The sequence below is a fragment of the Streptomyces sp. NPDC048415 genome (assembly GCF_040651675.1).
GTDB lineage: Bacteria > Actinomycetota > Actinomycetes > Streptomycetales > Streptomycetaceae > Streptomyces.
In genome coordinates, this window is the sequence record NZ_JBEZKJ010000019.1 from 41307 (window position 1) to 65743 (window position 24437).

Here is a 24437-nt window from a genome sequence, read left to right on the forward strand (position 1 = left end):
CCCCTCCGCCCCTGCCCGTCCCGTACCTGAGGGGCTCCGCCCCCCAGACCCCCCGTATCGCGCTTCGCGCTCGTCCTCAAACGCCGGACGGGCTGAAGCCCTCCGGCGATTGAGGGGCGGAGGGGGCGAAAAACCGCTCACGTCGTCCGCGCCGTCCCCGTCCCCTTCTCCGCGTCCAGCGCGTACACACAGCGGTCCTTGCTGCAGGCGTACACCACGCCGTCCTTGACGACGGGCGCCCCGGTGATCTCGCCCCCGGTGGCGAGCTTCCAGCGCAGGCGGCCGTCGTCGGCCTTGAGCGTGTAGAGCAGGTGATCCGTCGAACCGAAGTGGATGCGGCCCTCGGCCACCGCGGGGGCGCCCACCAGGTCGCCGCCCGCCTGGAAGCGCCACTTGGGCGTGCCGGTCACGGCGTCCAGGGTGTACAGCCCCTTGCCGCTGCCGACGTGGACGTGACCGGCGGCGACGAGGACCGGCTCGATGGAGGCGCGGGACTCGGTGGCGATGCGCCAGCGGTCGCGTCCGTCGGTGGCGTCGAGGGCGTACACCGTGCCGAGGTAGTCGGCGAGGTAGACACCGCCACCCGTGACCGCCGGTCCCGGCGCGAAGGTCGGCGCACAGAGGAAGACCGCCGGGGCCTCGAAGTGCCAGCGGACGTGCCCGCTCGCCACGTCGATGGCGAGGGCGCGGGTGCCCGCGGAGACGTAGACGTAGCCGTCGGGAGCGTGCGTCAGCCGGACCGGCACGCCGCCGCAGGAGGCCGCGTCGCCGATGGGATACGACCAGCGCTCGTCGCCGGTTCGGGCCTCCAGCGCACGCAGACGCGCGTCCTTCCATACGTACACCGTGCCGTCGTGGACGGTGGGCCCGGCCTCCGGGGACTCGAAGTCCGTCTGGGCGCCGGTGATCTCCCACAGCTTCTGGCCGTTGGAGGCCTCCCAGGCCTGGACACCGCCGCCGCGCGTGCCGGTGACGACGGTCCCCCGGTCGGCCTTGAGTGAGTACACCCAGGCGTCGGTCGACAGACGCCACAGGTCGGCGCCCTCGCGGGCGTCCAGGGCGAAGAGGGTGGGGCCGTCGGAGGCGTGGATACGGCCGTCGGCCACCGCCATCGACCAGGCCACGTCGCGCGTCTTGAAGCGGCGCCGGCCGGTCGCGACATCCAGGGCGTGGACCTCGAAGGAGGTGACGTAGACGAGGTCGCCCGCCACCGACGGCGTACCCCATACGTCGTTCGACATACGGAAGCGCCAGGGGCGCCAGCCGGAGGGTGAATCGGGCGCGGGGGGCGGCGCGACGGTCGGCACGGGTGCCGGATCGGCGCCGTTCACGCCGGCGCGCGGCCGGGACCAGGACGCCGCGAGGCCCGCCTCGGGAGGGGGCGCCTTCACGGCCGCCGCGCGGGCGTCCGCGACGCGCGGGCCGGGGCCGATGGGCACCTGCGCGCCCGCGAGGCGCACGGGGCCGGTGTCGGGGGCCCCTACGGGTACGGGGGCGTGCGAAGGGGGCGCAGGCATCACCGCGCGCCCCCCGCCACTGCGCCCACTCCCGCCAGGCGACGGCTTCACGGCCGGGCGGCCCCCGCGACGCGCCTCGATCAGGCCCACCGCGCGCTCGGGCAGCCACGCCGACGCCGTACCGCTGTCGTCGGAGCCGGAGCCGAAGAGATGGGGTGCCAGTTGGGCCTGGAGGTCGGCGGGATTGGGGCGGCCCGTCGCCTCCATCTGCATGCAGGACTCGATGAGCGGGCGCAGTTCGTCGGGGAGGCCCGCGAGGTCCGGGCCCTCCCGGAGCAGCATGAAGACGGTCTCGACGGGATTCGCTCCGTGGAAGGGGGCGTGCCCGGTGGCGGCGAAGACGAGCATCGAGCCGAGCGAGAAGACGTCGCTCGCGCCGGTGACGCTGCGCGAGTCCTTCGCCTGCTCGGGCGACATGTACGCGGGCGTACCGACGGCGACGTTCGTCATGGTCAGACGGGTGTTCGAAACGCCGGACGCGATACCGAAGTCGATCACCCGCGGCCCGTCCTCGACCACCAGGACGTTCGAGGGCTTCAGGTCGCGGTGGACGAGACCGGCGCCGTGGATGGACTGCAGCGCCTCCGCGACGCCCGCCGCCAGCCAGCGCACCGCCTGGGCCGGGAGCGGCCCGCACTCGTTCACTATTTCCTCGAGCGAGGGCGCGGGCACATACGCGGTGGCCAGCCACGGCACCGCGGCGCGCGCGTCGGCGTCGACCACGGCCGCCGTGTAGAAGCCGGACACGGCGCGGGCCGCCTCGACCTCGCGCGAGAAGCGGACCCGGAACAGCTGGTCCTCGGCGAGTTCCGTCCTGACCGTCTTGATCGCCACGCGCCGGCCGGACGCCGAGCGCGCGAGATAGACCAGCCCCATGCCGCCGGCACCCAGCCGTCCCAGCACCTCGAACGGCCCGATCCGCCGCGGATCGTGCTGCGTCAGCTGATCCACCACTTGCCTGCCACCTCCCCGTACGGCCACATCATCCACGTATGAACGCGGCCCCGTGCAGCGTCTCACCACCGCACCGCCCTGGCGGCACGCACCCTGATTCTTCCTGGCGGAGCCACAGGTTGCGAACCCGGGGGCGGACCGGGGTGTCTCGGGACAAAAGGGGCCGCGTCGTCGCCGAAGCACGGCGCGCGTCACCGCTGGAGCACGGCGAACGACGCTCCCTGATTGTCCGTGACCACGGCCACCCGCCCGTACGACGTGTCGAAGGGTGGCGCCTGGACCCGGCCGCCGAGCCGGTTCACCGTTGCGAGTACCGCGTCGCAGTCCTCGACGCCGAAGTGGACGAGAAAGTGGGGCGGCATCTCGGCCGGGAAGACATCGGAGATGCGGGCGCGGCCGAAGTCGGCGGACGCGTCGGCGCCGAAGAGGGCGTCGCGAAAGAGGGTGCCGTAGAAGCGGTCGACGGTCGCCGTGTCCCGCGCGTACAGCTCGGCCCAGCAGAAGGAGCGCCGTTCGTGCCGCGTGCCGAAGCCGGAATGGGTGCCGGCCTGCCACAGGCCGAAGACGGCGCCCTCCGGGTCGGCCGCGAGGCCCGCCGTGCCCAGCGAGTCGACCGGCGCCGGTGCCGTGATGATCTGGCCGCCCGCGTCCGTGATCCGGCGGGAGAGCGCGAAGGCGTCGGGCGTCGCGAAGTACACCGTCCATACGGTGGGCATCCGGCCGTCCCGCTTGGGTGTGAGGGCCGCGACGGGCTCACCGTCGAGGTGTGCCCAGCCGGCGGGGCCGTATCCCTGCGCGAAGGTCCAGCCGAAGAGCTCCCCGTAGAAACGCTTGCCCGCTTCCACGTCCGGGAGCTGCGCGTCGACCCAGCAGGGCACGCCTTCTGTGAATACGGCCATGCGGCCAAGCTAACGGCCTTTCATCCGCCGCGCTCGGCGGCTCGCACCGTCGCGCGCGACGCCCGCACACCGTCGCGCGCGACGCCCGCGCGCCGCCGCGTGTGGTGCCCGCACACCGCCGCGTGTGGTGCCCGCGCGCCATCGCGCGCGACGCCCGCACACCGTCGCGTGTGGTGTCCGCACACCGCCGCGTGTGGTGCCCGCACACCGTCCACACCCCATTTGCAGTCGGCCGAATCGCGCTCCGATCACCCCTCGGTAAGCTGACGGCATGACAGGACAAGTGCGTACCGTCGACGGCCGCGTGGCCGGACGGCGTGGGCAGGCGACTCGGCAGAAGCTGCTCGACTGCCTCAGCGAGATGCTCAGCTCCTCGCCCTACCGGGACGTCAAAGTCATTGATGTCGCCCGGAAGGCAGGGACTTCGCCCGCGACCTTCTACCAGTACTTCCCGGACGTCGAAGGCGCCGTCCTGGAGATCGCCGAGCAAATGGCCGCGGAGGGCGCCGGGTTGACCCAGCTGCTCGAAGGGCGCTCCTGGGTCGGCAAGGCGGGCTGGCAGACCGCGCAGGAACTTGTCGACGGCTTCCTGGAGTTCTGGCGCAAGAACGACGCGATCCTGCGGGTCGTGGATCTGGGCGCCGCCGAGGGCGACAAACGGTTCTACAAAATTCGCATGAAGATCCTTAACTCCGTGAACAACTCCCTTACGGACACGGTCACCGAGCTGCAGTCCAAGGGCAAGGTCGACAAGGACGTGAACCCGGCGGCGATGGCGGGCTCCCTCGTCGCCATGCTCGCGGCGGTGGCCTCGCACCAGAAGGGCTTCCAGACCTGGGGTGTCAAGCAGGCTGAGCTCAAGCCCAATCTGGCGCTGTTGGTGCACCTGGGCGTGACCGGCAAGAAGCCCACGAAGTAGCGCCTTCTTCCCCCTTTCCAACTCCTGTCATGCGGGCGGCAGTCCACCGGTGTGGACTGCCGCCTGTCGCGCTATGCGGGCAGCGGCCGGTCGGTGACGACGTGCTTCATCACGAGGGTGGACGTCAGCCGCTGCACGCCCGGCAGCGTCGCCAGCCGGTCGTCGTAGAGCCGCTGGAAGGCCGCGAGGTCGGCGGTGGCGACCCGCAGCAGATAGTCCGGCTCCCCGAACAGCCGTTGCGCGTCGAGGACATGGGGGATGTCGGCCAGCGCCCGCTCGAAGTCGGCGACGGTGTCCCGGTCCTCCTGGCGCATCGACACGAAGACCAGCGCCTCGAAGGTCAGACCCACGGCGGCCGGGTCCACCACCGCGCGATAGCCCCGGATGGCACCGGAGCGCTCCAGCTCCCGCAGCCGCCGGTGACACGGCGAGACGCTCAGCCGCACCCGCGCGGCCAGCTCCGTCACGGTCAGCCGCCCGTCCTGCTGCAGCTCGGCAAGAATCTTCTGGTCCACGGCGTCCATGAGGCAGATCTTCCCTCACATCAGGCGATCTCGAGCAAACTTCGGAAACACCTTTGGGGCAATCACGCCTAATGTCCCCTGTATGGATTGGGGAATGGTCACGGCGTTTCTTGCCGTGGATCTGCTGCTGGTGTGCGTGCCGGGCGCCGACTGGGCGTATGTGATCTCGGCGGGACTGCGAGGACGGTCGGTGGTCCCGGCCGTCTCCGGACTCGTCGCCGGGTACGCCGTCCACACCCTGCTCGCGATGGCCGGGCTGGCGGTACTGGTCGCGGGCTCGCCTGGGCTGCTCACCGGGCTGACGGTGGCGGGAGCGGGGTATCTGGTGTGGCTGGGGTGGGGGGTGCTCCGGAGACCCGCGACGCCGGAGACGGCTTCGGGGCCGGCCGGGGCCGAAACCGCCGCCTCGCAGGCCGGCGCCGTCACCCCGCCCGCCTCGCCCGTTCGTACGTTCCTGCGCGGCGGCGCCATCAGCGGGCTCAACCCCAAGGGGCTGCTGCTCTACCTCTCGGTACTGCCGCAGTTCCTCAGGCCGGCCGGGGCGCACCTCCCCGTGGCCGCGCAGACAGGCGTCCTCGGAGGGGTCCACATGGCTTGCTGCGCCGCCGTGTACCTCACCGTCGGCGTCCTGGCCCGTGCCGTCCTGCGGGCCAGGCCCACCGCGGCCCGCGCCGTGGCCCGCACCTCCGGGGCGGCGATGCTCGGCATCGGCGGGTTCCTGCTGGTGGAGCGCCTGGCCACGCTGTGACTGTCGGTCAGCGGGATGCCTCAGCGCCGTACGATCCGGAACAGCCGGATCTCCCGGTCGACCCGCGCCTGATACGTGGCGTACGGCGGCCAGAACGCCAGCACCGCCTTCCAGGCCGCGTCCCGCTCCTGCCCCGCGAGCAGACGGGCGGTTACGGGGATGTCCTCGCCCTTCCAGCTGATCCCGGCGTCGGGATGGGCGAGGAGGTTGGCGGTCCAGGCGGGGTGGTCCGCACGCCCGAAGTTGGAGCCGATGAGGATCCAGCTCCCAGGACCGGCATCGCCCGACGCACCCCCAGCCCCGCCCTCGGGCATGCAGGCCAACGGAGTCCGCCGTTCCAGCCCGCTCTTCGCGCCGCGCGCCGTGAGGACGACGCCCGGCAGCATCTGGGCGCTGAGCAGCACCTTGCCGCGGGTGAGCCGGTGCACGGCGCGGTCGAGAGCGGGGACGAGGTGGGGGGCCAGCTTCGCGAAAGTCCGGGTCGAGGACACCTTCTGCACCAGCCGGACTCCGGGGACTCTCCTCGGCCCCGTGCCCGGACCCGTGTCGCGTCGGGCCATCAGACTGCCACCTCCCCGCCGTCGAAGAGCCGCGCGGCGTCGGCCGCGTGCCCGCGCAGCCGGTGCACGGGGCCGAAGAGCAGCTCGTCGCCGGACGCGCGCTTGAAGTAGAGATGGGCCTCATGCTCCCAGGTGAAGCCGATGCCGCCGTGCAGCTGGATGCCCTCGGAGGCGGCGGTGCGCAGCGCCTCCAGGGCCTGGGCGAGTGCGAGCCCGCCCACGCGTTCCGTGCCGGTGCCGGTCGCCCAGGCCGCGTAGTACGCCGCCGAGCGTGCCGCCTGCACCCCCACATACACGTCCGCCAGCCGGTGCTTCACCGCCTGGAAGGACCCGATCGCGCGCCCGAACTGCTCGCGCCGGCGCACGTACTCGACGGTCCGCTCCAGCGCGCGGTCGGCGGCGCCCACGGCCTCGGTCGCGAGTACGGCGGCGGCCGTGTCGCCGACGGCGGCAAGCGTGCCGGGCACGTCGGAACCGTCCTCGCCGAGCAACTCGGCCTCCACGTCGCGCAGTTCGAGGCGGGCCTGTGGCCGCGTCTCGTCCAACGACGTCTGCCGCACCCGTACGAGGCCGTCGGCGTCCGCCCGCACCAGGAACAGCAGCGTCCGCGAGCGGGCGAAGCCCCCGGTGTGCGCGGCCACCACGAGCAGCCCCGCGCTGTGTCCGTCGAGCACCTGCGCCGCCTGACCGTACAGACGCCACGCGCCCTCGGCCCGCCGCGCCTGCACGCCCCCGGCGCGCCCGCCTCCCGCCCAGTCGCCGTGATTGTCGCCGATCAGCCCGAGCGCGGTGGCGAGCCCCGCGCCCGGTACGGCGAGGGCGGCGGTCAGCTCACCCGAGGCGAGGCGCGGCAGCAGTTCGGATCGCTGGGCCGCGGTGCCGAGAGCGAGGATCAGCGGGGCGGCGAGGACGTCCGTGGACAGCAGCGGCGAGGGAGCGAGGGCACGCCCCGACTCCTCGCAGACCAGGGCGAGTTCGGTCGCCGAGCAGCCGACACCTCCGTAGGCCTCGGGGAGGGCGAGTCCGGGCAGCCCTAGCTGCTGGGCGAGCGCCTCCCACAGCGTGCGGTCGTATCCGGTGGGAGTGCGCACGGCCGCCCGCAGCTCCTCCGGACCACACCGTTTGACCAGCAACTCCCGCAGCGTGCGGCGGATCTCGTCCTGTTCGGCGGTGAAACGGGCGTCCATGGGCGGACTCCTCCCCGGGCCGGTCCCCCAGGCGTTGAATCTGATGAAATGAATCTGACGAGCCGTCACATTAGTTCCCCACCAGGCGGATTCCCAGAGATACGACGACCTCCCGCGCTCCCAGCCATCTGATGTACCGTCAGATCTATGACTCCGACTCCGGGGAAGCGCAAAGTGAAGCGCAAAGTGGCCGCGGTGGGTGTCTCCCTCGCCGACTGCGGCCGGGTGGATGAGGCGACGCCGTACACGCTGCACGCGCAGGCGGCCCGACGAGCGGTGGCGGACGCGGGCCTGGACCGGTCGGTGGTCGACGGTTTCGCGTCGGCGGGCCTCGGCACGCTCGCCCCGGCCGAGGTCGCCGAGTATCTCGGCCTGCGGCCCACCTGGGTCGACTCCACCTCCGTCGGCGGCTCCACCTGGGAGGTCATGGCGGCCCACGCGGCCGACGCGATCGCGGCGGGCCACGCGAACGCCGTCCTGCTCGTCTACGGCTCCACCGCCCGCGCCGACATCAAGGCGGGCCGCCGCACCGGCAACCTGTCCTTCGGCGCCCGGGGACCGCTCCAGTTCGAGGTCCCGTACGGCCACACGCTGATCGCCAAGTACGCGATGGCCGCGCGCCGCCATATGCACGAGTACGGCACGACGCTGGAGCAGCTCGCGTCGGTGGCCGTGCAGGCGCGGGCGAACGCGGCGGCGAACCCGGAGGCGATGTTCCGCGCCCCGATCACCGTCGACGACGTCCTGTCCGGCCCGATGATCGCGGACCCCTTCACCAAGCTGCACTGCTGCATCCGCTCCGACGGCGGCGCGGCGGTACTGCTCGCGGCCGAGGAGTACGTACGCGACTGCCGTACGGCCCCCGTGTGGATCCTCGGTACCGGCGAGTACGTCTCGCACACCACGATGTCCCAGTGGGCGGACTTCACGGTGTCCCCGGCGGCGGTGAGCGGCCGGCTCGCGTTCGAACGCGCCGGGATCCGTCCGGACGAGATCGACCTCGCCGAGATCTACGACGCCTTCACCTATATGACCCTCGTGACCCTGGAGGATCTCGGCTTCTGCGCGAAGGGCGAGGGCGGCGCCTTCGTGGAGAAGGGCCGGCTGACGGTCGGCGGGGAGCTGCCGGTGAACACCGACGGGGGCGGCCTGTCGGCCCAGCATCCCGGTATGCGGGGCCTGTTCCTGCTGGTCGAGGCGGTACGGCAGCTGCGGGGCGACGCGGACGCACGACAGGTCCGCCGCGCCGACGGCTCGCTGCCGCGACTGGCGGTGGCCTCGGGGACGGGCGGGTGGTTCTGCTCGTCAGGGACGGTCGTACTGGGACGGGGTTGACCTGTAGTCGCGGGCGCGGGGTCGAGGGAAGCGTCCCCGCAGGCGCGGGTGCCGAGGGAAGCGTCCCCGCGGGCGCGGGTGCCGAGGGAAACGTCCCCGCAGGCGCGGGTGCCGAGGGCGTCCTCGCAGGCGCGCATGCCGAAGGAAGCGTCCCCGCGGGCGCGGGTCTCGAGGGAAGTTCCTCTTCTCGAAGCGGGCGGGCAGGTCGGTGAGGTGTTCGTCACCGTTTCCCGCTGAAGACCGTGATGGTGGCCTCGTCGTTGGCGGGGTCCGGGTCGCGGCGGCCGTTGTCCCACTCGCCGGCCGGCTTCTTGTCCTGGAGGCTCAGGCTTCCCTCGCCCGGTTCGCCCAGGCGCATGGTGAACTCGAAGGTTCGGGTCTTTCCGGGCTTGAGTTCGCCGACCTCACAGGTGTACGCGAAGCCGTTGCTCTGGCAGTAGGGCCTGAACACGTCGTCGTCGTATTCCTCCATGGGCTGCTTCAGCATCGTCATGCCGAGAGGCGGGCTGAACACCAGCTGTGTGGAGGGCCCGGAGTCGGCCGGCCCGTTGTTGCGGACGGTGAGGCGGAACGTGCGCTTCGTCCCGGGGTCACCATGCAGGTCGACGTCGGAGACCGCGTAGTCGGCGTGGGTGTCGAGGGACAGATACGTGTGACCGGCACCCTTGGCGAAGGGGCCCTTGGAGGGCTTGGTGGCCTCGGCCTCGAGGGTCGGGCCGTCGCCGTAGTCACCGCCCTTCGTGTAACTGCCGAACTGTCCCAATCCCATGTCCAGCGCCCAGGCCTGCCGGAAGAACGAGGGGTACATCTGCGTCTTCGGGACGCGCAGCCGCAGGGTCGGCCGGAAGACGACGGTCTCCCCCGGCGCGATCCGGAGATCGGGAAACCGGCACACCGCGTCATGACCGTGACTGATCTGCGGGTATCGGCAGTTGGCGTACCGCTGCGTGAACTCCAGTCCGCCGGAGCCGAGTTCCAGACCCAGCCCCCTGACCGGCACCTCTCCGGTGTTCCGGAGGACGACGGGAGCGGTCAACTCGGAACCGGGGCGGACGTTTTCGACGAACTTGGGGGCCAACAGCTCGACCACGGGCTCACCGACGACGACCCGCGTACGAGCGGTGAGCTTCTTGCCGCCCTTCGTCGTGTACGTGAAGCGCACGGTGCCCTTGTCGCCGGGCTTGCTTGCCTTCGCGGCGACCGGGGAGACGCGGGGCGAGTCCACGTAGTTGTCGTACTCGGCGCCCACCTCACACGTGACGTGCGTGGCGCTGCCCGTACAGCCTCCGCTCCTGCGCAGACGTACGGCGCCTTCCGAGCCGTCCACGACGTCCGCGGTGAGCGTCCGGCCGCCGGCCGTGCGTCCGTCCTTGGCCGAGAGGCGGAAGGGGGCCTTGTCGTGGGGGCCGGACGTGTCACCGACGGGGCGGAGGTAGAAGACCTCAGGGGCGGATATCGAGGGTTCTTCCTCGCCGGGGTCGCACGCGGTGAGGGACGCGAGTACGAGGGCGGTGACGGCCGCGCCGGGCAAGCGTCTCAACGGACGGTTCTCCTGCCTTCTGCTTGATGAGCTCCGCGTATTCCCAGGGATCGAGCGCCTCTGCCCGCAGGGTGCCGAAGAGGTCGAGCAGATCGCTCACCCGCTCCGGCTCGTGGATCAACCTATCGCCGCCCCGCCCCTCCCCGTACACCGAAATGCGCCCCTCCTCTGTGGTCTGGTGCTGAGGGCGCAGTTGTGTCGGACCCCGGAGTGATACTCGGGGGCATGGAACCGGATCTTCATGAGCTGCTGAGGTCGCTGCGGGTGTGGGACACGGAGCTGCCCTCCTTCGACCCGGACGCGGCGCCCGACGAGCCGCTGACCCTGTTCACGCGGTGGTTCGCGGAGGCGGTGGCGGCCGGGCAGAGCGAGCCGCACACCATGTCGCTGGCGACGGCGGACGCGGACGGGCTGCCGGACGTGCGGACGGTGATGCTGCACGGGGCGGACGCCGACGGGTGGTCGTTCGCGTCGCACGCGACGAGCCGCAAGGGGCGGCAGCTCGCGGCCCGCCCGTACGCGGCACTCGGCTTCTACTGGCCGGTGCGGGGGCGCCAGGTCCGCCTCCGTGGCCCCGTCACCCCTGCGCCGCCCGAGGAGAGCCAGGCGGACCTGCACGCCCGTTCCACGGGCGCGCTGGCCGCCGCCCTGGTGGGCCACCAGAGCCACGTCCTGCCGTCCCTGGAGGAGTTGGCGCGCGCGTCGGACGCTGCCTGGGAGCGGGCCGGCCGGGAGCCGGACGCCCCGGCCCCCACCTGGACCCTCTACCACCTCCTGCCCGACGAGGTGGAGTTCTTCCAGGGGGACGCCCGGCGACGGCACGTACGGCTCAACTACCGTCGTTCGGAGACCGGTTGGGCCAAGGAGCTGCTGTGGCCGTGACGTCGCATGCGAAGTCGTACGTCGCGAAATCGGAGACCGGGCGGTAACCAATGCGCTGGTAGAGGCCGTTGCTGGTCGGATTGGCGAGGTCGGTGAAGAGCAGTACCTCCTCGGCGCCGGCGGCGAGCGCGGCGCGGCTGACCTCGGCGGTGGCGGCACCGGCGTAACCCCGGCCGCGCAGAGGGGCCGGCGTGTAGACGGGCGCGACGCGGATCTGCCCGGCGATCAGGGGGGTCACGCAGGCCATGGCGACCGGGGTGCCGTCGGGGGTCTCCCAGAGAGTGACACCGCCGTAGGCGATCCGGTCGTCGGCCCAGGCGCCACCGTCGCGGGACGCGCCTTCACCGATGGCCGCGGCGAACTGGCCTTGCCAGCGGGCCAGTTCTTCGCGGTCCGCGCCGGTCGCGACGCGGGCCCGGCCGGGCGGGGCGGGCTCGGGGGGCGTCAGGAGGTGCAGGCGGTACAGCCGCTCGCGACTGCGCTGCGAGACGGTGGCCCCGGTCCGCCGCTGCCAGGCCTCGGCGAAGGCGGCGACGGTGGCACGGTCTCCGAAGACGCCGGGCGGGCTGTGTGCTTCCTCAGCCAGCCGTACGGCCAGGGCGTCGGCCTCCTCCCCGGACAGCGGCGTGACGTTCAGCCTGTACGGCGGCGTGCGGAAGAAAGCCGCCCGTACGGTCCCCTCCCGCTCCAGGAACCCGAAGACCGGCACGCCCGCCCCGAACCCGTGTATCCCGCGTCTGCGCAACGTGTCCGTCACCGACAGGGGCACGGTGTGCATCGCGGGCCGCGAGCGGAGAAACTCCCCCGCACGGGCGAGAAAGACGTCCAGATCATGGGTGAGCTGCCAGTTGTACGCAACAGGGGCCATGTCCGATGATCTCGCGGGCCGATGGCGCGGCGCCTCCGATTTACGCCCGGCCAAGCGTGGCCGACGGCCCGGTCAGACGGGGACCACGAGCAGCGTGCCCTCCAGCGCCGTGAAAGCGTCCGCGTTTCGCGTGCAGAGCGGCAGGCCTCTCAGCGACGGATCGCAGCCCGGCGTGTCTCGCAGTGCTACAGCCCGCTCATCACCTCCCGACCTCTTTCGGGACGTCGGGAAAGACCGATTCCGGATCCGTCGCCAGGCGTCCATGCAGATGTACGTCCCGGAACGCGTCGTGCCGCCCCACCTCGAACATCGCGCCCCGCACGATCCCCTCGTACCGGAATCCGCACCGCTCGGCGACACGGCAGGAGATGTCGTGGCCGAGGGCGTGGCCCAGTTCCAGGCGGTGCAGGGCGAGGTCGGTGAAGGCGTAGCGAGTGGCGAGGGTCAGGGCTCGGGTGGCGATCTGGCGGCCCCGGGCCTCCGGGAGGACCCAGTAGCCGACGCGGGCGCAGCTCATGACGTGGTCGATCTCGTTGACGCCGACGTGGCCGAGCGGCACGCCGGTGTCCGGGTCCGCGACGCAGAAGGAGACCGCGGTGCCCTCCGTCGCGCTCGCCGTGCGCGACCGAAGCAGCTCGCGGGCCCCGTCGATGTCCCGGACGAACCTGAGCGGCGTGTTCCAGCGCTGGAACTCCGGATCGGACAGTCCGCGCAGGTACGCCGAGGCGTCGATGTCGGACTCCGCGCTCCAGGGGCGCAGCCACAGCCCGTGGCCGCGCAGCTCGGGGAAGGGGTGGACGGCGAATTGCTCGTGGACATGGGACATCCCGCCATTCAAACGCGTCGACCTGAACGAGGCAGCCGGTCTTCGTTCGTACGTTCCTCGCTCGGGGTCGTCCGGGCCCTCGCCCGGGCCTTGGGCTGACGAGGTGCCCGTACACCGTGGAGGAGCGGGGCCGTCGAACAGGCCGGCGATCTGCTGGAAGCGTCGTGGCTCAGGCAGATGGACGAGTGGGCAGCTCGTACGGCGCGCCGTAACGATCAGCCGCTCATACGTTGCGCACAGTAACGCACGTGGCAGGGCTCACCTCCGAGGGCGCCTCGGGTCAATGCAGCTGCTGCCCCCGCGAAAGGTAGGCACATGTCCAGACCCCTGGCGATCGTCGGCGCGACTATGACGGTCCTTGCCGTCACGACCGCCACCGCGGCCCCGGCCGTCGCTCGCTCCGAAGCCCGCATCCGGTGCACACAGGCAGCCCTCAAGAACGCCATCCAGGACCTCAACCAGAACGGTGGCGGCAGACTGCGGCTCGCCCAGCACTGCACCTACACCCTCACCACCCCGGACAACACGGGGACGCCCCTCGGTGGCCCCAACGGTCTCCCAGTGATCACCAGCGAGATCACCATCGATGGCAACGGCAGCACCATCAGACGGAGCACGAAGAGCGGGACGCCGAACTTCCGTATCTTCCAGATCGACGGGCCAGGCGGAGATCTCACCCTCAGAGACCTCACCGTCCGCGACGGCCATGCGCTGAACCAGGGCGGCGGCATCTGGCTCAGCAGCACCGGCGCCAAGCTCGCGCTCAACGACGTTCAGGTCTCCAACAACACGGCCACAGCCCCTCCCCAGTTCTCCAGCGCCGGCGGCGGCATCGACAACGACGGGGGCACCGTCACCGCCCGGAACAGCACCGTCAAGGACAACTTCGCGACCGTCGGCGGAGGCATGGACCAGGACGACGGCACCGCGACGTTCTGGCACAGCACCATCAGGGGCAATACCGCCGTCAGCAGCGGCGGCGGCATCTGGGCGAGCGGCAGTCTGACCCTCAACGACAGCGAGATCATCAATAACTCGGGCGGGTACCGGGGCGTCCCCGGCTTCGGCGGCGGCGGTGGCATCAACCTGTTCGACGCCACAGCGACCATCGACAGCAGCGTCATCAGCCACAACACCCAGGGCGGACCGAGCGGCCACGGCGGCGGCATCCGCGTCGACGGCGGCCGGCTGAACATCAGCGAGAGCCGCATCTACGCCAACCGGACCACCGGTGTCGGCGCACAAGGCGGTGGTCTCGCCAACGTGAACGGCGCCACCACCACCCTCAGGGACAGCTCGGTCACCTACAACGTCGCCGAGACCGCTCCGGGCGGCATCCTCAACGACCAAGGCACGGTGACGCTCATCTCCACCGGAGTGCGGAGCAACCTTCCCACCAACTGCACGCCCAGCTCACCGGCGGTGGCGGGCTGCACCAACTGACGGCAGGACCCGGTCCCACCGCGCACCGGTCTGAGGCCGCCCTTCCCCACCAGGAAGGGCGGCCTCAGACCGATCAAGGCATGCCAGTCAGCTCGAAGGCACCGAGAGCCGATCCAGCGGAGCCCTCGGGGAACGCCGCCGGAAAACGGGCACCCCCGCCCGGAAGGCGACCTCCAGCTCCATCCCGATCCGCAGCGCGCCCTCCTCGCACTCCACCACCTCGGTCATCATCCGGGGGCCCTCGGCGAGGTCGACGACGGCGGCGACGTACGGCACCCGCTCGCCGAACGGCGGCAGGTCGTTGCGGTGGACGACGGACCAGGTGTAAAGCGTGGCCAAGCCACTCGCTCGCTCCCACTCCACGTCCTCGCTCCAGCAGTACGGGCAGAACTCCCGCGGGTAGTGATGAGCCCGCCCGCACCCACCGCAGCGCCGCACCAACAGCCGTCCTTGCGCGGCCGCCTCCCAGTACGGGCGGGTGAAGGCGTCCACCTCAGGGACGTCGAACCCCGCGCTCACTGAAACAGCCCGAACGCGCTGTCGAGCGACCACGTCTGCCACGACATCCCGAACAGACCGACCACCGAGATCAGCGCCATCATCGAGTTCTGTCCCTGCTCGGCCCAGTCGTGGATCATGAGGACGAGGTAGAGGACGTTCAGCAGGAGCCCACCGACCAGGGCGACGGGCGTCAGCAGGCCGGCCACCAGCCCGAGCCCGAGGGCCAGCTCCGCGTACACGACGACGTACGCCATCGTCCGCGGACGCGGCGCGACCACGACATCGAAGCCGGAACGCACCGCGTTCCACCGGTGCTTGGCCGCGACGTCCGCCGCCCACGCGATCCCGGTCCCCCGCTCGAACCAGCTCTTCTTGTCCTTGTGCCGCCAGCTCTCCAGCCACCACAGCCCGAGCCCGATACGCAGCACGGCCAGCCATTCCGCCCCGCTGAGCCAGATCGTGTCCATGGACTCCCCTGTCGCCTGCGATACCTGACGGCACGTCAGTTCAGCGCAGAGGAAGTGCCCGCGCAAGGGGCGTGCACCGCCGACTCCGCAGCACCGCAAGGCACGTACGGCATCCGCCCCTCCACGCTCCCACCACAATCAAGTGACCTACGCCACCAGCCCCACCCACACCTCCTACAGCCGTGATCAGTTCGCAACCGATTCCGGTCTTGACCGAGACCTATCAAGCGAGGGCGTGATTACGCTCGCGCTCATGGCCGACTCGACTGCTCCCTCGACGCCCCGCACGGTGCCGTCCCACGAAGACCGCCCCGTGTACGTGATCGGCGGCGGTCCCGGCGGACTCGCGACGGCGTACGCGCTGCGCGCCCAGGGCGTACGGGCCGTCGTGCTGGAGAAGTCCGACAAGGTCGGGGCGTCCTGGCGGCGCCACTACGACCGCCTGCATCTGCACACCACCCGGCGGCTGTCGGCCCTCCCGGGGATGGGGATGCCCCGCTCCTTCGGGAGGTGGGTGTCGCGCGACAACGTGGTGCGCTATCTGGAGAAGTACGCCGAGCACCACGAGCTGGAGATCGTCACAGGCGTCGAGGTCTCCCGCGTCGAACCCGCCCCGGGCGGCGACGGCTGGCTGCTGCACGCCACCGGCGGCCGGGAGCTGACCGGCAGCGCCGTGGTCGTCGCCACCGGCCACAACCACACCCCGCACCTCCCCGACTGGTCCGGCCGCGACACCTACACCGGCGAACTCCTGCACGCCGGCGACTACCGCAACCCCGCCCCGTACACCGGCCGCGACGTCCTCGTCGTCGGCGTCGGCAACACGGGCGCCGAGATCGCCGTGGACCTCATCGAGGGCGGCGCCCAGCGCGTGCGGCTCTCCGTGCGCACCGCCCCGCACATCGTGCGCCGCTCCACGGCCGGCTGGGCGGCCCAGTTCACCGGGATCCTCGTACGACGGCTGCCGGTGCGCCTCGTCGACCGGCTCGCCGGGCCGATGGCCAAGCTGAGCGTCCCCGACCTGTCGGCCCAGGGGCTGCCACGCCCCGGCACCGGGCTCTACTCCCGCGTCAACGAGGGCGCCATCCCCGTCCAGGACGTCGGTCTGATCGACGCCGTCCGCAAGGGGAAGCTGGAGATCGTGGCCGCCGTGGACGGTTTCGAGGACGGCAAGGTCGTGCTCGCCGACGGGAAGCGGATCGGCCCGGACGTCGTGATCGCCGCGACCGGTTACGTACGTGCCCTGGAAGGCGTCGTCGGGCACCTCGGCGTGCTCGACGACCGCGGGCGCCCGGTCGTGCACGGCGCCCGCACCCCGAAGAACGCCCCCGGCCTCTACTTCACCGGCTTCACCAACCCCATCAGCGGCATGTTCCGCGAACTCGCCCTCGACGCCGAGAAGATCGCGAAGGCGGTCGCCCACTCCGCCACACGGAAACCGTCGTCCGTCACGCGCTGACCTCACCCGGCGTACGAACGGGAAGTGACCTCGACAGGGAGATCACAACCGGCCGATACCGCTCATCACCTGAGCACACGCGTTCGGCATGAGTGATCACATGTCGGTACGAGACCGAGCCGACCGAGCCCATCGGCGAGGCCGGCCATGTCCACCCGCTCATGAACTTCCCGCACTCGCCGTGACCCTCTGACGGTTCCTCCCTCACGCGTGGCGGGTACGAACCTCTTGCCCGCCACACGTCTTTGCCTGCACAACGCTTCCTGACGCAGCGTCAGTTAAGTAATCTGACAGAGCGTCAGTTAGAAGTTGGCTGTCACACAGGAGCGGGCGGACCGATGCTTGGATCAACCCACGGCACCCTCACCACCGACTCCCGCCGGGCCCGGGTCATCGCCTGCGGCGAGCAACCCTCACCGGTCGTGCACGGCCGGCCGGCCGAGGTGGACGACCTCGACGTCAGCGGACGACCGCTGTACGCCGACGTACCCGATCTCGACCGCTTCTTCCGTCCCCAGTCCGTCGCCGTGATCGGCGCGTCGGACGCCGAGGGACGGCCGAACACCGGTATCACGCGGCAGCTGATCGGCTGGGCCGACCGGGTCGGCGCCCGGCTGCACCCCGTGCACCCCACCCGTCCGTCCGTCTTCGGCATACCCTGCGCTCCCTCCGTCGCGGACCTGCCCGAGCAGGTGGACCTGGCCGTACTGCTGGTCGGCGACCCCCTTCCCGTGATCGGAGAACTGGCCGAGGCCAAGGTGAAGTTCGCGGTCGCCTTCGCCTCCGGGTTCGCCGAGACCGGAGCCGAGGGCGCGGCCGCGCAGGGCCGGCTCGCCGACGCCGTGCGCCGCTCCGGCCTGCGGCTGCTCGGACCCAACACCAACCTCAACGCCTTCGAGAACTTCCGCGACGACCTCGACGGCCCCGCGATCGCGCTCATCACCCAGTCCGGACACCAGGGCCGGCCGGTGTTCGCCATGCAGGAGCTGGGCGTCCGGCTCTCCCACTGGGCACCCACCGGCAACGAGGCCGACCTGGAGAGCGCCGACTTCATCTCCTACTTCTGCGAACAGCCCGGGGTCGGCGCCATCGCCTGCTATGTCGAGGGCCTCAAGGACGGCCGCTCCTTTCTGCTCGCCGCCGACCGAGCCGCCCGGCGCGGGGTGCCCGTCGTCGCGGTCAAGGTCGGCCGCACCGAGACCGGCGCCCGCACCGCCGCCTCACACACCGGCAAGCTGACCGGCGCCGACACGGTGGTGGACGCGGCCATGCGGCAGTACGGCGTGATCCGCGTCGACGGGCTCGACGAACTCCAGGACACCGCCGCCCTGTTGGCCCGGGCACGAGCCCCGCAGGCCGACGGCGTCGTCGTCTATTCGATCTCGGGCGGCACGGGCGCGCACTTCGCGGACCTGGCGAGCGAGGCGGGCCTGAGCCTGCCGGTCCTGTCCGCCGACAAGCAGACCGAACTGCACCAGTGGATACCCGAGTACCTGAACGTCGCCAACCCCGTCGACAACGGCGGCCACCCCGTCGGCGACTGGCGCGGCCGGAAGATCATCGACGCGATCCTCGCCGACCCGGCGGTCGGGGTGCTGATCTGCCCGATCACCGGTCCCTTCCCGCCGATGAGCGACAAGCTCGCGCAGGATCTGGTGGACGCGGCGGAGGAGACGGACAAGCTGGTGTGCGTGGTGTGGGGTTCGCCGGTCGGCACGGAGGCCGCGTACCGCGAGACGCTGCTCGGCTCGTCGCGGGTCGCCACCTTCCGCACCTTCGCCAACTGCATCACCGCCGTCCGCGCCCACCTCGACCACGCACACTTCATCGCCTCCTACCGCTCGCCCTTCGACGAGGCGCCGCGCACCCCCTCGCCCTCCTTCCGCAAGGCGCAGGCGCTGATGCGTCCCGGACAGCAGCTGAGCGAGCACGCGGCCAAGCAGCTGCTGCGCGCGTACGGGATCCGCGTACCGCGCGAGCAGTTGGTGACCAGCGCGGCGGCGGCCGTACGGGCGGCGAGCCTGGTCGGCTACCCGGTGGTCATGAAGGCCTCCGGCGCACAGATCGCCCACAAGACCGAACTCGGCCTGGTGAAGATCGGGCTGACCTCCGCCAGCCAGGTCCGCGACGCCTATCGCGAGCTGACCGACATCGCCCGCTACGAAGGGATATCGCTCGACGGCGTCCTGGTGTGCCAGATGGTCGAGCGGGGCGTGGAGATGGTCGTCGGCGTCAGCCACGACGAGCTCTTCGGGCCGACCGTGACCGTCGGGCTCGGCGGGGTGCTCGTCGAGGTGCTGCAGGACGCCGCCGTACGCGTGCCGCCCTTCGGCGAGGACCAGGCGCGGGCCATGCTGTCCGAGCTGCGGGGGCGGGCGCTCCTCGACGGGGTGCGTGGGGCTCCGCCCGTGGACATCGACGCGCTCGTCGAAGTCGTGATCCGGGTGCAGCGCATGGCGCTCGAACTCGGGGACGACATCGCGGAGCTGGACATCAACCCGCTGATGGTGCTGCCCCGGGGGCAGGGGGCCGTGGCGCTGGACGCGTTGGTGGTGTGCCGCTGAGCGGTCGCCCACACGGCCACGCCTCAGGTGCCACAGGCACACCACTCGCCGCACGAAACGGAGCATCCACATGCCCGACTCCCCCCATGAATCCGTAGAAAAGCCCCTCGACTCATTGATACGTCACGCCACTGACAACGCCGTCTCGTGGATCACCCTCAACCGGCCCGAAGCGATGAACGCCCTTACTTGGGACCAGCGGGAACGCGTGATCGCGCTGCTCGCGGCGGCGTCCGCCGATCCGGACATCCGGGCCGTCGTCATCACGGCGACGGGCCGCGGCTTCTGCGCGGGCGCGGACCTGCGGGGCGGGCCGCCCGCCGGGGAGCGGATGGCCGGGGATGTCGCCCGGACCCTCAGGCTCGGCGCCCAGCGGCTGATCGCCGCCGTACTGGACTGCGAGAAACCGGTGATCGCGGCGGTGAACGGCACGGCGGCCGGGATCGGCGCGCACCTCGCCTTCGCGTGCGACCTGGTGCTGGCGGCGGATTCGGCCCGGTTCATCGAGGTGTTCGTGCGCCGCGGTCTCGTCCCCGACGGCGGCGGCGCCTATCTGCTGCCCCGCCTCGTCGGCCCGCGGCGCGCCAAGGAGCTGATGTTCTTCGGCGACGCGCTGACGGCCACGGACGCGGAGCGGATCGGACTCGTCAACCGGGTCGTACCGCCGGGCGACCTGGAGAAGACCGCCCGGGAGTGGTCCGAACGCCTCGTCACCGGCCCCACCCGTGCCATCGCCCTCACCAAACAGCTGGTCAACGCCTCTCTCGACACCGACCGCGCGACCGCCTTCGCCGCCGAGGCGAGCGCGCAGGAGATCAATATGACGACGGCGGACGCGAACGAGGGGATCGCGAGCTTCGTGGAGCGGCGGAGCCCTGTCTACAAGGGCCGGTAGTCACTCCCGAGACACCGATGGTCATTCCCGAAGGGCTGCTGGTCGTTCCCGAAGGTCCGTTGGTCATTTCCAAAGAGCCGGTGTCATTAGCGCCTCAAGCTCCGCAGGTCACCCGAGTCCAGGTCGCCGAACAGGACGAACAGTTCGGGACGGGCCTCGGTGCCGCCGATGGTCCAGTACGTGTCTTCGCCGCAGTTCCCGAGGCGTACGACGACACCGTCCCGTTGCGCGGGGCCGCTCCCGTCGGCGTTCGGGTCGTAGCGGCCCTCCGTGTCGAGGAACCACCTGCCGGTCCCGCCGCACCGCGTGAAGTCCTTGGTCGCCACGTCCTCGAACTCGGGGCGGGCCGGCAGCGCCGTCAGTTCGGCCCGCCCGCCGGCCCGCAGCCGCAGCACGGCGCCGCCGTCGCCCCGCCAGACTCCGGTGAGCCGCTCGGCGGACAGCTGTGGGGGCTCGTACTCCTTGATGAGTCCCGTGGACAGGCCCACCGCGCCCGCCCCGGCGACCAGCACGCATCCGCCGAGGGCGGCGAGCGCCGCGCGGGTCCAGACGCGGTGGGTGCGCGGCACACGGTCCCTGGCCCGCTCGCGGACGTATCCGACGCCCAGCGCGGGCAGGACACCGGACGCGGCGAGGAACAGGGCCTTCGCGCCGGTGGGCGAGAGGCCGCAGAGTGCGACGGCGAGGGCCGCCCAGAGCGCACCGAGTACGACCGCGAACGTCAGATGCCAGGCGGCCTCGGAGCCGCGTGCGCGCCGGGCCGCGAGGCGGGCGAGCGTGGCGGCCGGCATGGTGTGTGCCGCCGCGTGCAGCAGGCCCAGGACGGCGAGCAGCGGGGGGCCAAGGACGAGCATGCACAGCAGCCCCGCCGCGGCGAGTCCACCGCCGGAGCCCGCACCGTGGCTGTCGTCGTCGAACGTCCCGACCCACCAGACCGTGCCGGCCACCGCGAGTTGTGCCGCGGCGATCGCCGCGGCCGCGTTCAGTTCGACGTTCGCCCAGCTCAGCCGGGTGCGCTTGGGCCGCTGCCATGTGTCTCCCCACCCCATGGGGGGAAGATACGCGGCGGCCCACGGGGTGGCCGGCCTGGGGTGGGCGCCCAGGGTTTTCGCCCCCTCCGCCCCTGCCCGTCCCGTACCCGGGGGTTGCGCCCCCAGACCCCCCTGTGGGCTTCGCGCTCGTCCTCAAACTCCCCCAGTCCCGGCTTCGCTCGAGCGGAGGGGACCCCCACGACGGGCTGGAACACCTCTTCCCATCTGACATACCGTCAGCTTCAATGGTTGGCGTGATGGGACACGCAGGGATGGCCGCCGCCGCCGTCCGCTATCTCAGGTCGGCCGGGGCCCCCACCGTCGCGGGGCCCGTCGAGGCGTTGCCGCGGCCGGATCTGCGCGCGGTCGGCGAGGACGAGCGCGCGCCGGTCGATCAGGCCCAGTTCCGTCGCGTCCTGGGGAGTTTCGCGACCGGCGTGACCGTGGTGACCGCACCGCCCACCGATGACGGGGAGGGCCTGGGTCCAGCCGGCTTCGCCTGCCAGTCCTTCTCCTCGCTCTCCCTCGACCCTCCGCTGGTCTGCTTCATGGTCGGCCGTACGTCGACGACCTGGCCGCGCATCGCGCGCGCGGGCGTCTTCTGCGTGAACGTCCTCGGGGCACACCAGGGTGAGCTGTGCCGCGGCTTCGCGGTGAGCGGCGCGGACAAGTTCGCGGGGGTGGAGTACGACGCGGCGCCGGTGTCCGGCTCGCCCCGCCTGGTGGGCGCCGCGGCCTGGATCGACTGCACGATCCACGCGGTGCACACCGGCGGGGACCACCTCATCGTGGTGGGGCGGGTGGACGCGCTCGGCACCGGCGACGGGGATATGGCGCCGCTGCTGTTCCACAAGGGGCGGTTTCTCTAGGCCCTGCCGTCAGGCGATCGCCGCCGCCGGTACGGCCATCACCGGGCGTCGGCGCCGGATCACCAGTGCCATCAGGGCCGCCACCGCGCACAGCGCGCCCGAGGCGTACCAGACCACGTTGTAGGAGCCGAAGGCGTCGCGGGCGACGCCGCCGAGGAAGGCTACGAGGGCGGCGCCGATCTGGTGGGAGGCGAGGACCCAGCCGAAGACGATGGCGCTGTCGTCGCCGTACTGCTCGCGGCACAGGGCCAGGGTGGGCGGGACCGTGGCGACCCAGTCGAGGCCGTAGAAGACGATGAAGAAGATCATCGGCGGGTGCACGGTCGCGGCCAGGAGCATCGGGAGGAAGAGGAGGGAGATGCCGCGCAGGGCGTAGTAGACCGCCAGCAGGCGGCGCGGTTCGAAGCGGTCGGTGAACCAGCCGGACGCGATCGTGCCGACCACGTCGAAGACGCCTATGACCGCCAGCAGTGAGGCGGCCGCCGTGGGCGGCATGCCGTGGTCGTGGGCCGCGGGCACGAAGTGGGTCTGGATCAGGCCGTTCGTCGAGGCGCCGCAGATGGCGAACGTCCCGGCCAGCAGCCAGAAGGGGCCGGTGCGGACCGCCGAGAGCAGCACGGTCACCGCGCGCCGGGCGGCCCCGGGCACCGGTTCGGGCTTCGGTACGAACTCCGTCGCCCCGTACGGCTTCTGGCCCACGTCCGCCGGGTGGTCGCGCAGCAGGAGCCAGACGAAGGGGACGACCGCGAGGGCCGCGAGGGACACCGTGACCGCCGCCGGACGCCAGCCGTGCTCGGTGACGATCCAGGCCAGCAGCGGCAGGAAGATCAGCTGGCCCGATGCCGAGGCCGCCGTCAGGATGCCCGTCACCAGGCCCTTGCGCACCGTGAACCAGCGGTTGGTGACCGTCGCCGCGAAGGCGAGCGCCATCGAGCCGGAGCCGAGGCCCACCAGCAGACCCCAGCAGAGCAGGAGTTGCCACGCCGCCGTCATCCACACGGTCAGCCCGGAGCCGAGCGCGATCACCGTCAGGGCGACCGCGACCACCCGCCGGATGCCGAAGCGGTCCATCAGCGCGGCAGCGAACGGCGCCGTCAGCCCGTACAGCGCCAGGTTGATCGAGACCGCCAAGCCGATCGTCCCGCGCGACCAGTGGAACGTCTCGTTGAGCGGGTCGATCAGCAGCCCGGGCAGCGAACGGAAGGCCGCCGCGCCGATGATCGTCACGAAGGTGACGGCGACGACGAACCAGGCGCGGTGGATGCGAGGAGCGGAGGGGCGGGTGGGCCGGGAGTCCGCCGCGGCGGTGGTGGCGTCGGTTGTCTGGGTCACGTCATAGAGCTTCGGCGTTCCCGTCGCCGCGAACCACTGGCCCGAAGGACAGCATTCGCTAGGATCGGGCCATGGCCCCTCACGGTACCTTCCGCCGCCACCGCGTCGTCGTCCTCGCCCTCGACGGGCTGCTGCCCTTCGAGCTGGGCATTCCGCAGCGCATCTTCGGCATGGCGCGCGACGCTGAGGAGCGGCCCCTGTACGAGGTCGTCACCTGCTCGGTCCGGCCGCCCGGCCCGGTCGAGACGGACGCCGACTTCACCGTCCTCGTCCCGCACGGCCCCAAGACGCTGGCCACCGCCGACACCGTGGTCGTCCCCGCCTCGTACGAGCTCGGGCCCGTCCACGACGAAGGCGTGCTCACCCCCGAACTGGCCGCCGCCCTCGCCCATATCCGCCCCGGCACCCGCCTGGTCTCGATCTGCACGGGCGGATACGTCCTCGCCGCCGCCGGGTATCTCGACGGCCGCCCGGCCACCACGCACTGGATGCACGCCGAGCACTTCCAGCGGCTCTTCCCGAAGATCCAGGTCGACGCGGACGTGCTCTTCATCGACGACGGGGACGTCCTGACCTCCGCCGGTGTCGCGGCCGGGATCGACCTGTGCCTCCATCTCGTACGCCGCGACCACGGCGCCGCCGTCGCCAACGAGGTGGCCCGCCGCACCGTCGTACCGCCGCACCGCGACGGCGGCCAGGCGCAGTACATTCAGCGCCCGGTACCGCAGGCACAGGCGGCCACCACGACCGCCGCCCGCGCCTGGGCGCTCGGCCGCCTCCACGAGCCCATCCAGCTGCGCGACATGGCCGAGCAGGAGTCCATGTCCGTACGCACCTTCACACGCCGTTTCCGCGAAGAGGTCGGCGTCAGCCCCGGGCAGTGGCTCACCCAGCAGCGCGTCGAACGGGCCCGGTACCTGCTGGAGTCCACCGACCTGTCCATCGACCAGGTGGCACGGGCCGCCGGCTTCGGCACGGCCCAGTCGATGCGACAGCACCTACAGGCGACGCTCGGTGTCACACCCACCGTGTATCGGCGCACGTTCCGGTCCGGGAGCCCCGGGGCCGGCACGGGGTTCGGCGACTCCCTGGCCTCCTCCGTGCGGTGACCGGCCGC

The 24437-nt window shown here is 71.6% G+C and carries 22 protein-coding genes; 10 read left to right on the forward strand and 12 right to left on the reverse strand.

All coding sequences use genetic code 11. The annotated features are described in order from the left end of the window. Positions 1-137: 137 nt before the first annotated feature. Both AB0D27_RS15595 and AB0D27_RS15600 read right to left on the reverse strand, forming a co-directional pair. Positions 138-2471: a serine/threonine-protein kinase gene (locus AB0D27_RS15595; RefSeq protein WP_362507782.1), complete on the reverse strand. Its 2334-nt coding sequence runs from the start codon at positions 2469-2471 to the stop codon at positions 138-140. 191 nt (positions 2472-2662) lie between these two features. Next, positions 2663-3370 carry a VOC family protein gene (locus tag AB0D27_RS15600; protein WP_362507785.1) on the reverse strand — a complete coding sequence of 236 codons (708 nt, stop codon included), beginning with the start codon at positions 3368-3370 and terminating at the stop codon, positions 2663-2665. A gap of 283 nt (positions 3371-3653) precedes the next feature. Here AB0D27_RS15600 and AB0D27_RS15605 point away from each other — a divergent pair, with 283 nt between their 5' ends. Continuing rightward, a complete protein-coding gene (locus AB0D27_RS15605; RefSeq protein ID WP_362507943.1) occupies positions 3654-4289 on the forward strand; it encodes a TetR family transcriptional regulator in 636 nt (211 codons plus the stop codon). Between the two features lie 71 nt (positions 4290-4360). Here AB0D27_RS15605 and AB0D27_RS15610 read toward each other — a convergent pair whose 3' ends face one another. Continuing rightward, positions 4361-4813 (reverse strand): Lrp/AsnC family transcriptional regulator, encoded by a 453-nt coding sequence (locus AB0D27_RS15610; protein WP_189186274.1) that lies wholly within the window; start codon positions 4811-4813, stop codon positions 4361-4363. A gap of 82 nt (positions 4814-4895) precedes the next feature. Between AB0D27_RS15610 and AB0D27_RS15615 the strand changes: the two genes are divergently transcribed. Next, on the forward strand, positions 4896-5561 hold the full coding sequence (locus AB0D27_RS15615) for a LysE family translocator (RefSeq protein WP_362507788.1): 666 nt from the start codon (positions 4896-4898) through the stop codon (positions 5559-5561). Between the two features lie 20 nt (positions 5562-5581). On the opposite strand, the gene AB0D27_RS15620 is transcribed toward AB0D27_RS15615, so the two are convergent. After that, positions 5582-6121, reverse strand: coding sequence for a nitroreductase family deazaflavin-dependent oxidoreductase (locus AB0D27_RS15620; protein WP_362507791.1), 540 nt, complete (start codon positions 6119-6121; stop codon positions 5582-5584). Next, on the reverse strand, positions 6121-7308 hold the full coding sequence (locus AB0D27_RS15625) for an acyl-CoA dehydrogenase family protein (RefSeq protein ID WP_362507794.1): 1188 nt from the start codon (positions 7306-7308) through the stop codon (positions 6121-6123). The genes AB0D27_RS15620 and AB0D27_RS15625 overlap by 1 nt, the downstream gene beginning before the upstream one ends. A gap of 147 nt (positions 7309-7455) precedes the next feature. Here AB0D27_RS15625 and AB0D27_RS15630 point away from each other — a divergent pair, with 147 nt between their 5' ends. Further along, positions 7456-8643, forward strand: a complete 1188-nt coding sequence (locus tag AB0D27_RS15630) for an acetyl-CoA acetyltransferase (protein WP_362507797.1) — start codon at positions 7456-7458, stop codon at positions 8641-8643. A gap of 220 nt (positions 8644-8863) precedes the next feature. Here the strand turns inward: AB0D27_RS15630 and AB0D27_RS15635 are convergent, their stop codons facing one another. After that, entirely contained in the window at positions 8864-10183 is a 1320-nt protein-coding gene (locus AB0D27_RS15635; protein WP_362507800.1) for a hypothetical protein, read from the reverse strand. Positions 10184-10408: 225 nt separating this feature from the next. On the opposite strand from AB0D27_RS15635, the gene AB0D27_RS15640 reads away from it, so the two are divergent. Continuing rightward, positions 10409-11065 carry a pyridoxal 5'-phosphate synthase gene (locus AB0D27_RS15640; RefSeq protein ID WP_362507803.1) on the forward strand — a complete coding sequence of 219 codons (657 nt, stop codon included), beginning with the start codon at positions 10409-10411 and terminating at the stop codon, positions 11063-11065. On the opposite strand, the gene AB0D27_RS15645 is transcribed toward AB0D27_RS15640, so the two are convergent. Next, positions 11013-11933 carry a GNAT family N-acetyltransferase gene (locus AB0D27_RS15645; RefSeq protein ID WP_362507806.1) on the reverse strand — a complete coding sequence of 307 codons (921 nt, stop codon included), beginning with the start codon at positions 11931-11933 and terminating at the stop codon, positions 11013-11015. The genes AB0D27_RS15640 and AB0D27_RS15645 overlap by 53 nt on opposite strands. A 199-nt stretch (positions 11934-12132) precedes the next feature. Then, positions 12133-12759 (reverse strand): GNAT family N-acetyltransferase, encoded by a 627-nt coding sequence (locus AB0D27_RS15650; protein WP_362507809.1) that lies wholly within the window; start codon positions 12757-12759, stop codon positions 12133-12135. A 315-nt stretch (positions 12760-13074) separates the two neighbouring features. Between AB0D27_RS15650 and AB0D27_RS15655 the strand changes: the two genes are divergently transcribed. Continuing rightward, positions 13075-14202, forward strand: coding sequence for a hypothetical protein (locus AB0D27_RS15655; protein WP_362507812.1), 1128 nt, complete (start codon positions 13075-13077; stop codon positions 14200-14202). A gap of 87 nt (positions 14203-14289) precedes the next feature. Here AB0D27_RS15655 and AB0D27_RS15660 read toward each other — a convergent pair whose 3' ends face one another. Continuing rightward, a complete protein-coding gene (locus tag AB0D27_RS15660) occupies positions 14290-14721 on the reverse strand; it encodes a Zn-ribbon domain-containing OB-fold protein (RefSeq protein ID WP_362507815.1) in 432 nt (143 codons plus the stop codon). Then, on the reverse strand, positions 14718-15170 hold the full coding sequence (locus AB0D27_RS15665; RefSeq protein WP_362507817.1) for a DoxX family protein: 453 nt from the start codon (positions 15168-15170) through the stop codon (positions 14718-14720). The genes AB0D27_RS15660 and AB0D27_RS15665 overlap by 4 nt, the downstream gene beginning before the upstream one ends. Before the next feature lie 253 nt (positions 15171-15423). On the opposite strand from AB0D27_RS15665, the gene AB0D27_RS15670 reads away from it, so the two are divergent. The 3 genes from AB0D27_RS15670 to AB0D27_RS15680 all read left to right on the forward strand — a co-directional run bounded on the left by AB0D27_RS15670 (position 15424) and on the right by AB0D27_RS15680 (position 20088). Then, complete coding sequence (locus AB0D27_RS15670) at positions 15424-16629, forward strand: NAD(P)/FAD-dependent oxidoreductase (protein WP_362507820.1); 1206 nt, start codon at positions 15424-15426, stop codon at positions 16627-16629. Positions 16630-16967: 338 nt separating this feature from the next. Continuing rightward, positions 16968-19193, forward strand: coding sequence for an acetate--CoA ligase family protein (locus tag AB0D27_RS15675; protein WP_362507823.1), 2226 nt, complete (start codon positions 16968-16970; stop codon positions 19191-19193). Between the two features lie 70 nt (positions 19194-19263). After that, entirely contained in the window at positions 19264-20088 is an 825-nt protein-coding gene (locus AB0D27_RS15680; RefSeq protein ID WP_362507825.1) for an enoyl-CoA hydratase-related protein, read from the forward strand. An 86-nt stretch (positions 20089-20174) separates the two neighbouring features. Here the strand turns inward: AB0D27_RS15680 and AB0D27_RS15685 are convergent, their stop codons facing one another. Then, a complete protein-coding gene (locus tag AB0D27_RS15685) occupies positions 20175-21137 on the reverse strand; it encodes a hypothetical protein (RefSeq protein WP_362507828.1) in 963 nt (320 codons plus the stop codon). 239 nt (positions 21138-21376) lie between these two features. Between AB0D27_RS15685 and AB0D27_RS15690 the strand changes: the two genes are divergently transcribed. Next, a complete protein-coding gene (locus AB0D27_RS15690) occupies positions 21377-21988 on the forward strand; it encodes a flavin reductase family protein (protein WP_362507831.1) in 612 nt (203 codons plus the stop codon). 9 nt (positions 21989-21997) lie between these two features. Here AB0D27_RS15690 and AB0D27_RS15695 read toward each other — a convergent pair whose 3' ends face one another. After that, entirely contained in the window at positions 21998-23320 is a 1323-nt protein-coding gene (locus AB0D27_RS15695) for an MFS transporter (protein ID WP_362507834.1), read from the reverse strand. Positions 23321-23391: 71 nt separating this feature from the next. Between AB0D27_RS15695 and AB0D27_RS15700 the strand changes: the two genes are divergently transcribed. Next, entirely contained in the window at positions 23392-24429 is a 1038-nt protein-coding gene (locus AB0D27_RS15700) for a helix-turn-helix domain-containing protein (protein ID WP_362507837.1), read from the forward strand. Positions 24430-24437 lie beyond the last annotated feature (8 nt).

What these genes read in the sequence shown, in the direction of transcription:
- AB0D27_RS15600 (WP_362507785.1), bottom strand. Translation starts at nt 3,370, where the DNA reads ATGGCCGTATTCACAGAAGGCGTGCCCTGCTGGGTCGACGCGCAGCTC.
- AB0D27_RS15610 (WP_189186274.1), bottom strand. Translation starts at nt 4,813, where the DNA reads ATGGACGCCGTGGACCAGAAGATTCTTGCCGAGCTGCAGCAGGACGGG.
- AB0D27_RS15615 (WP_362507788.1), top strand. Translation starts at nt 4,896, where the DNA reads ATGGATTGGGGAATGGTCACGGCGTTTCTTGCCGTGGATCTGCTGCTG.
- AB0D27_RS15620 (WP_362507791.1), bottom strand. Translation starts at nt 6,121, where the DNA reads ATGGCCCGACGCGACACGGGTCCGGGCACGGGGCCGAGGAGAGTCCCC.
- AB0D27_RS15625 (WP_362507794.1), bottom strand. Translation starts at nt 7,308, where the DNA reads ATGGACGCCCGTTTCACCGCCGAACAGGACGAGATCCGCCGCACGCTG.
- AB0D27_RS15630 (WP_362507797.1), top strand. Translation starts at nt 7,456, where the DNA reads ATGACTCCGACTCCGGGGAAGCGCAAAGTGAAGCGCAAAGTGGCCGCG.
- AB0D27_RS15640 (WP_362507803.1), top strand. Translation starts at nt 10,409, where the DNA reads ATGGAACCGGATCTTCATGAGCTGCTGAGGTCGCTGCGGGTGTGGGAC.
- AB0D27_RS15645 (WP_362507806.1), bottom strand. Translation starts at nt 11,933, where the DNA reads ATGGCCCCTGTTGCGTACAACTGGCAGCTCACCCATGATCTGGACGTC.
- AB0D27_RS15650 (WP_362507809.1), bottom strand. Translation starts at nt 12,759, where the DNA reads ATGTCCCATGTCCACGAGCAATTCGCCGTCCACCCCTTCCCCGAGCTG.
- AB0D27_RS15655 (WP_362507812.1), top strand. Translation starts at nt 13,075, where the DNA reads ATGTCCAGACCCCTGGCGATCGTCGGCGCGACTATGACGGTCCTTGCC.
- AB0D27_RS15665 (WP_362507817.1), bottom strand. Translation starts at nt 15,170, where the DNA reads ATGGACACGATCTGGCTCAGCGGGGCGGAATGGCTGGCCGTGCTGCGT.
- AB0D27_RS15670 (WP_362507820.1), top strand. Translation starts at nt 15,424, where the DNA reads ATGGCCGACTCGACTGCTCCCTCGACGCCCCGCACGGTGCCGTCCCAC.
- AB0D27_RS15675 (WP_362507823.1), top strand. Translation starts at nt 16,968, where the DNA reads ATGCTTGGATCAACCCACGGCACCCTCACCACCGACTCCCGCCGGGCC.
- AB0D27_RS15680 (WP_362507825.1), top strand. Translation starts at nt 19,264, where the DNA reads ATGCCCGACTCCCCCCATGAATCCGTAGAAAAGCCCCTCGACTCATTG.
- AB0D27_RS15685 (WP_362507828.1), bottom strand. Translation starts at nt 21,137, where the DNA reads ATGGGGTGGGGAGACACATGGCAGCGGCCCAAGCGCACCCGGCTGAGC.
- AB0D27_RS15690 (WP_362507831.1), top strand. Translation starts at nt 21,377, where the DNA reads ATGGGACACGCAGGGATGGCCGCCGCCGCCGTCCGCTATCTCAGGTCG.
- AB0D27_RS15700 (WP_362507837.1), top strand. Translation starts at nt 23,392, where the DNA reads ATGGCCCCTCACGGTACCTTCCGCCGCCACCGCGTCGTCGTCCTCGCC.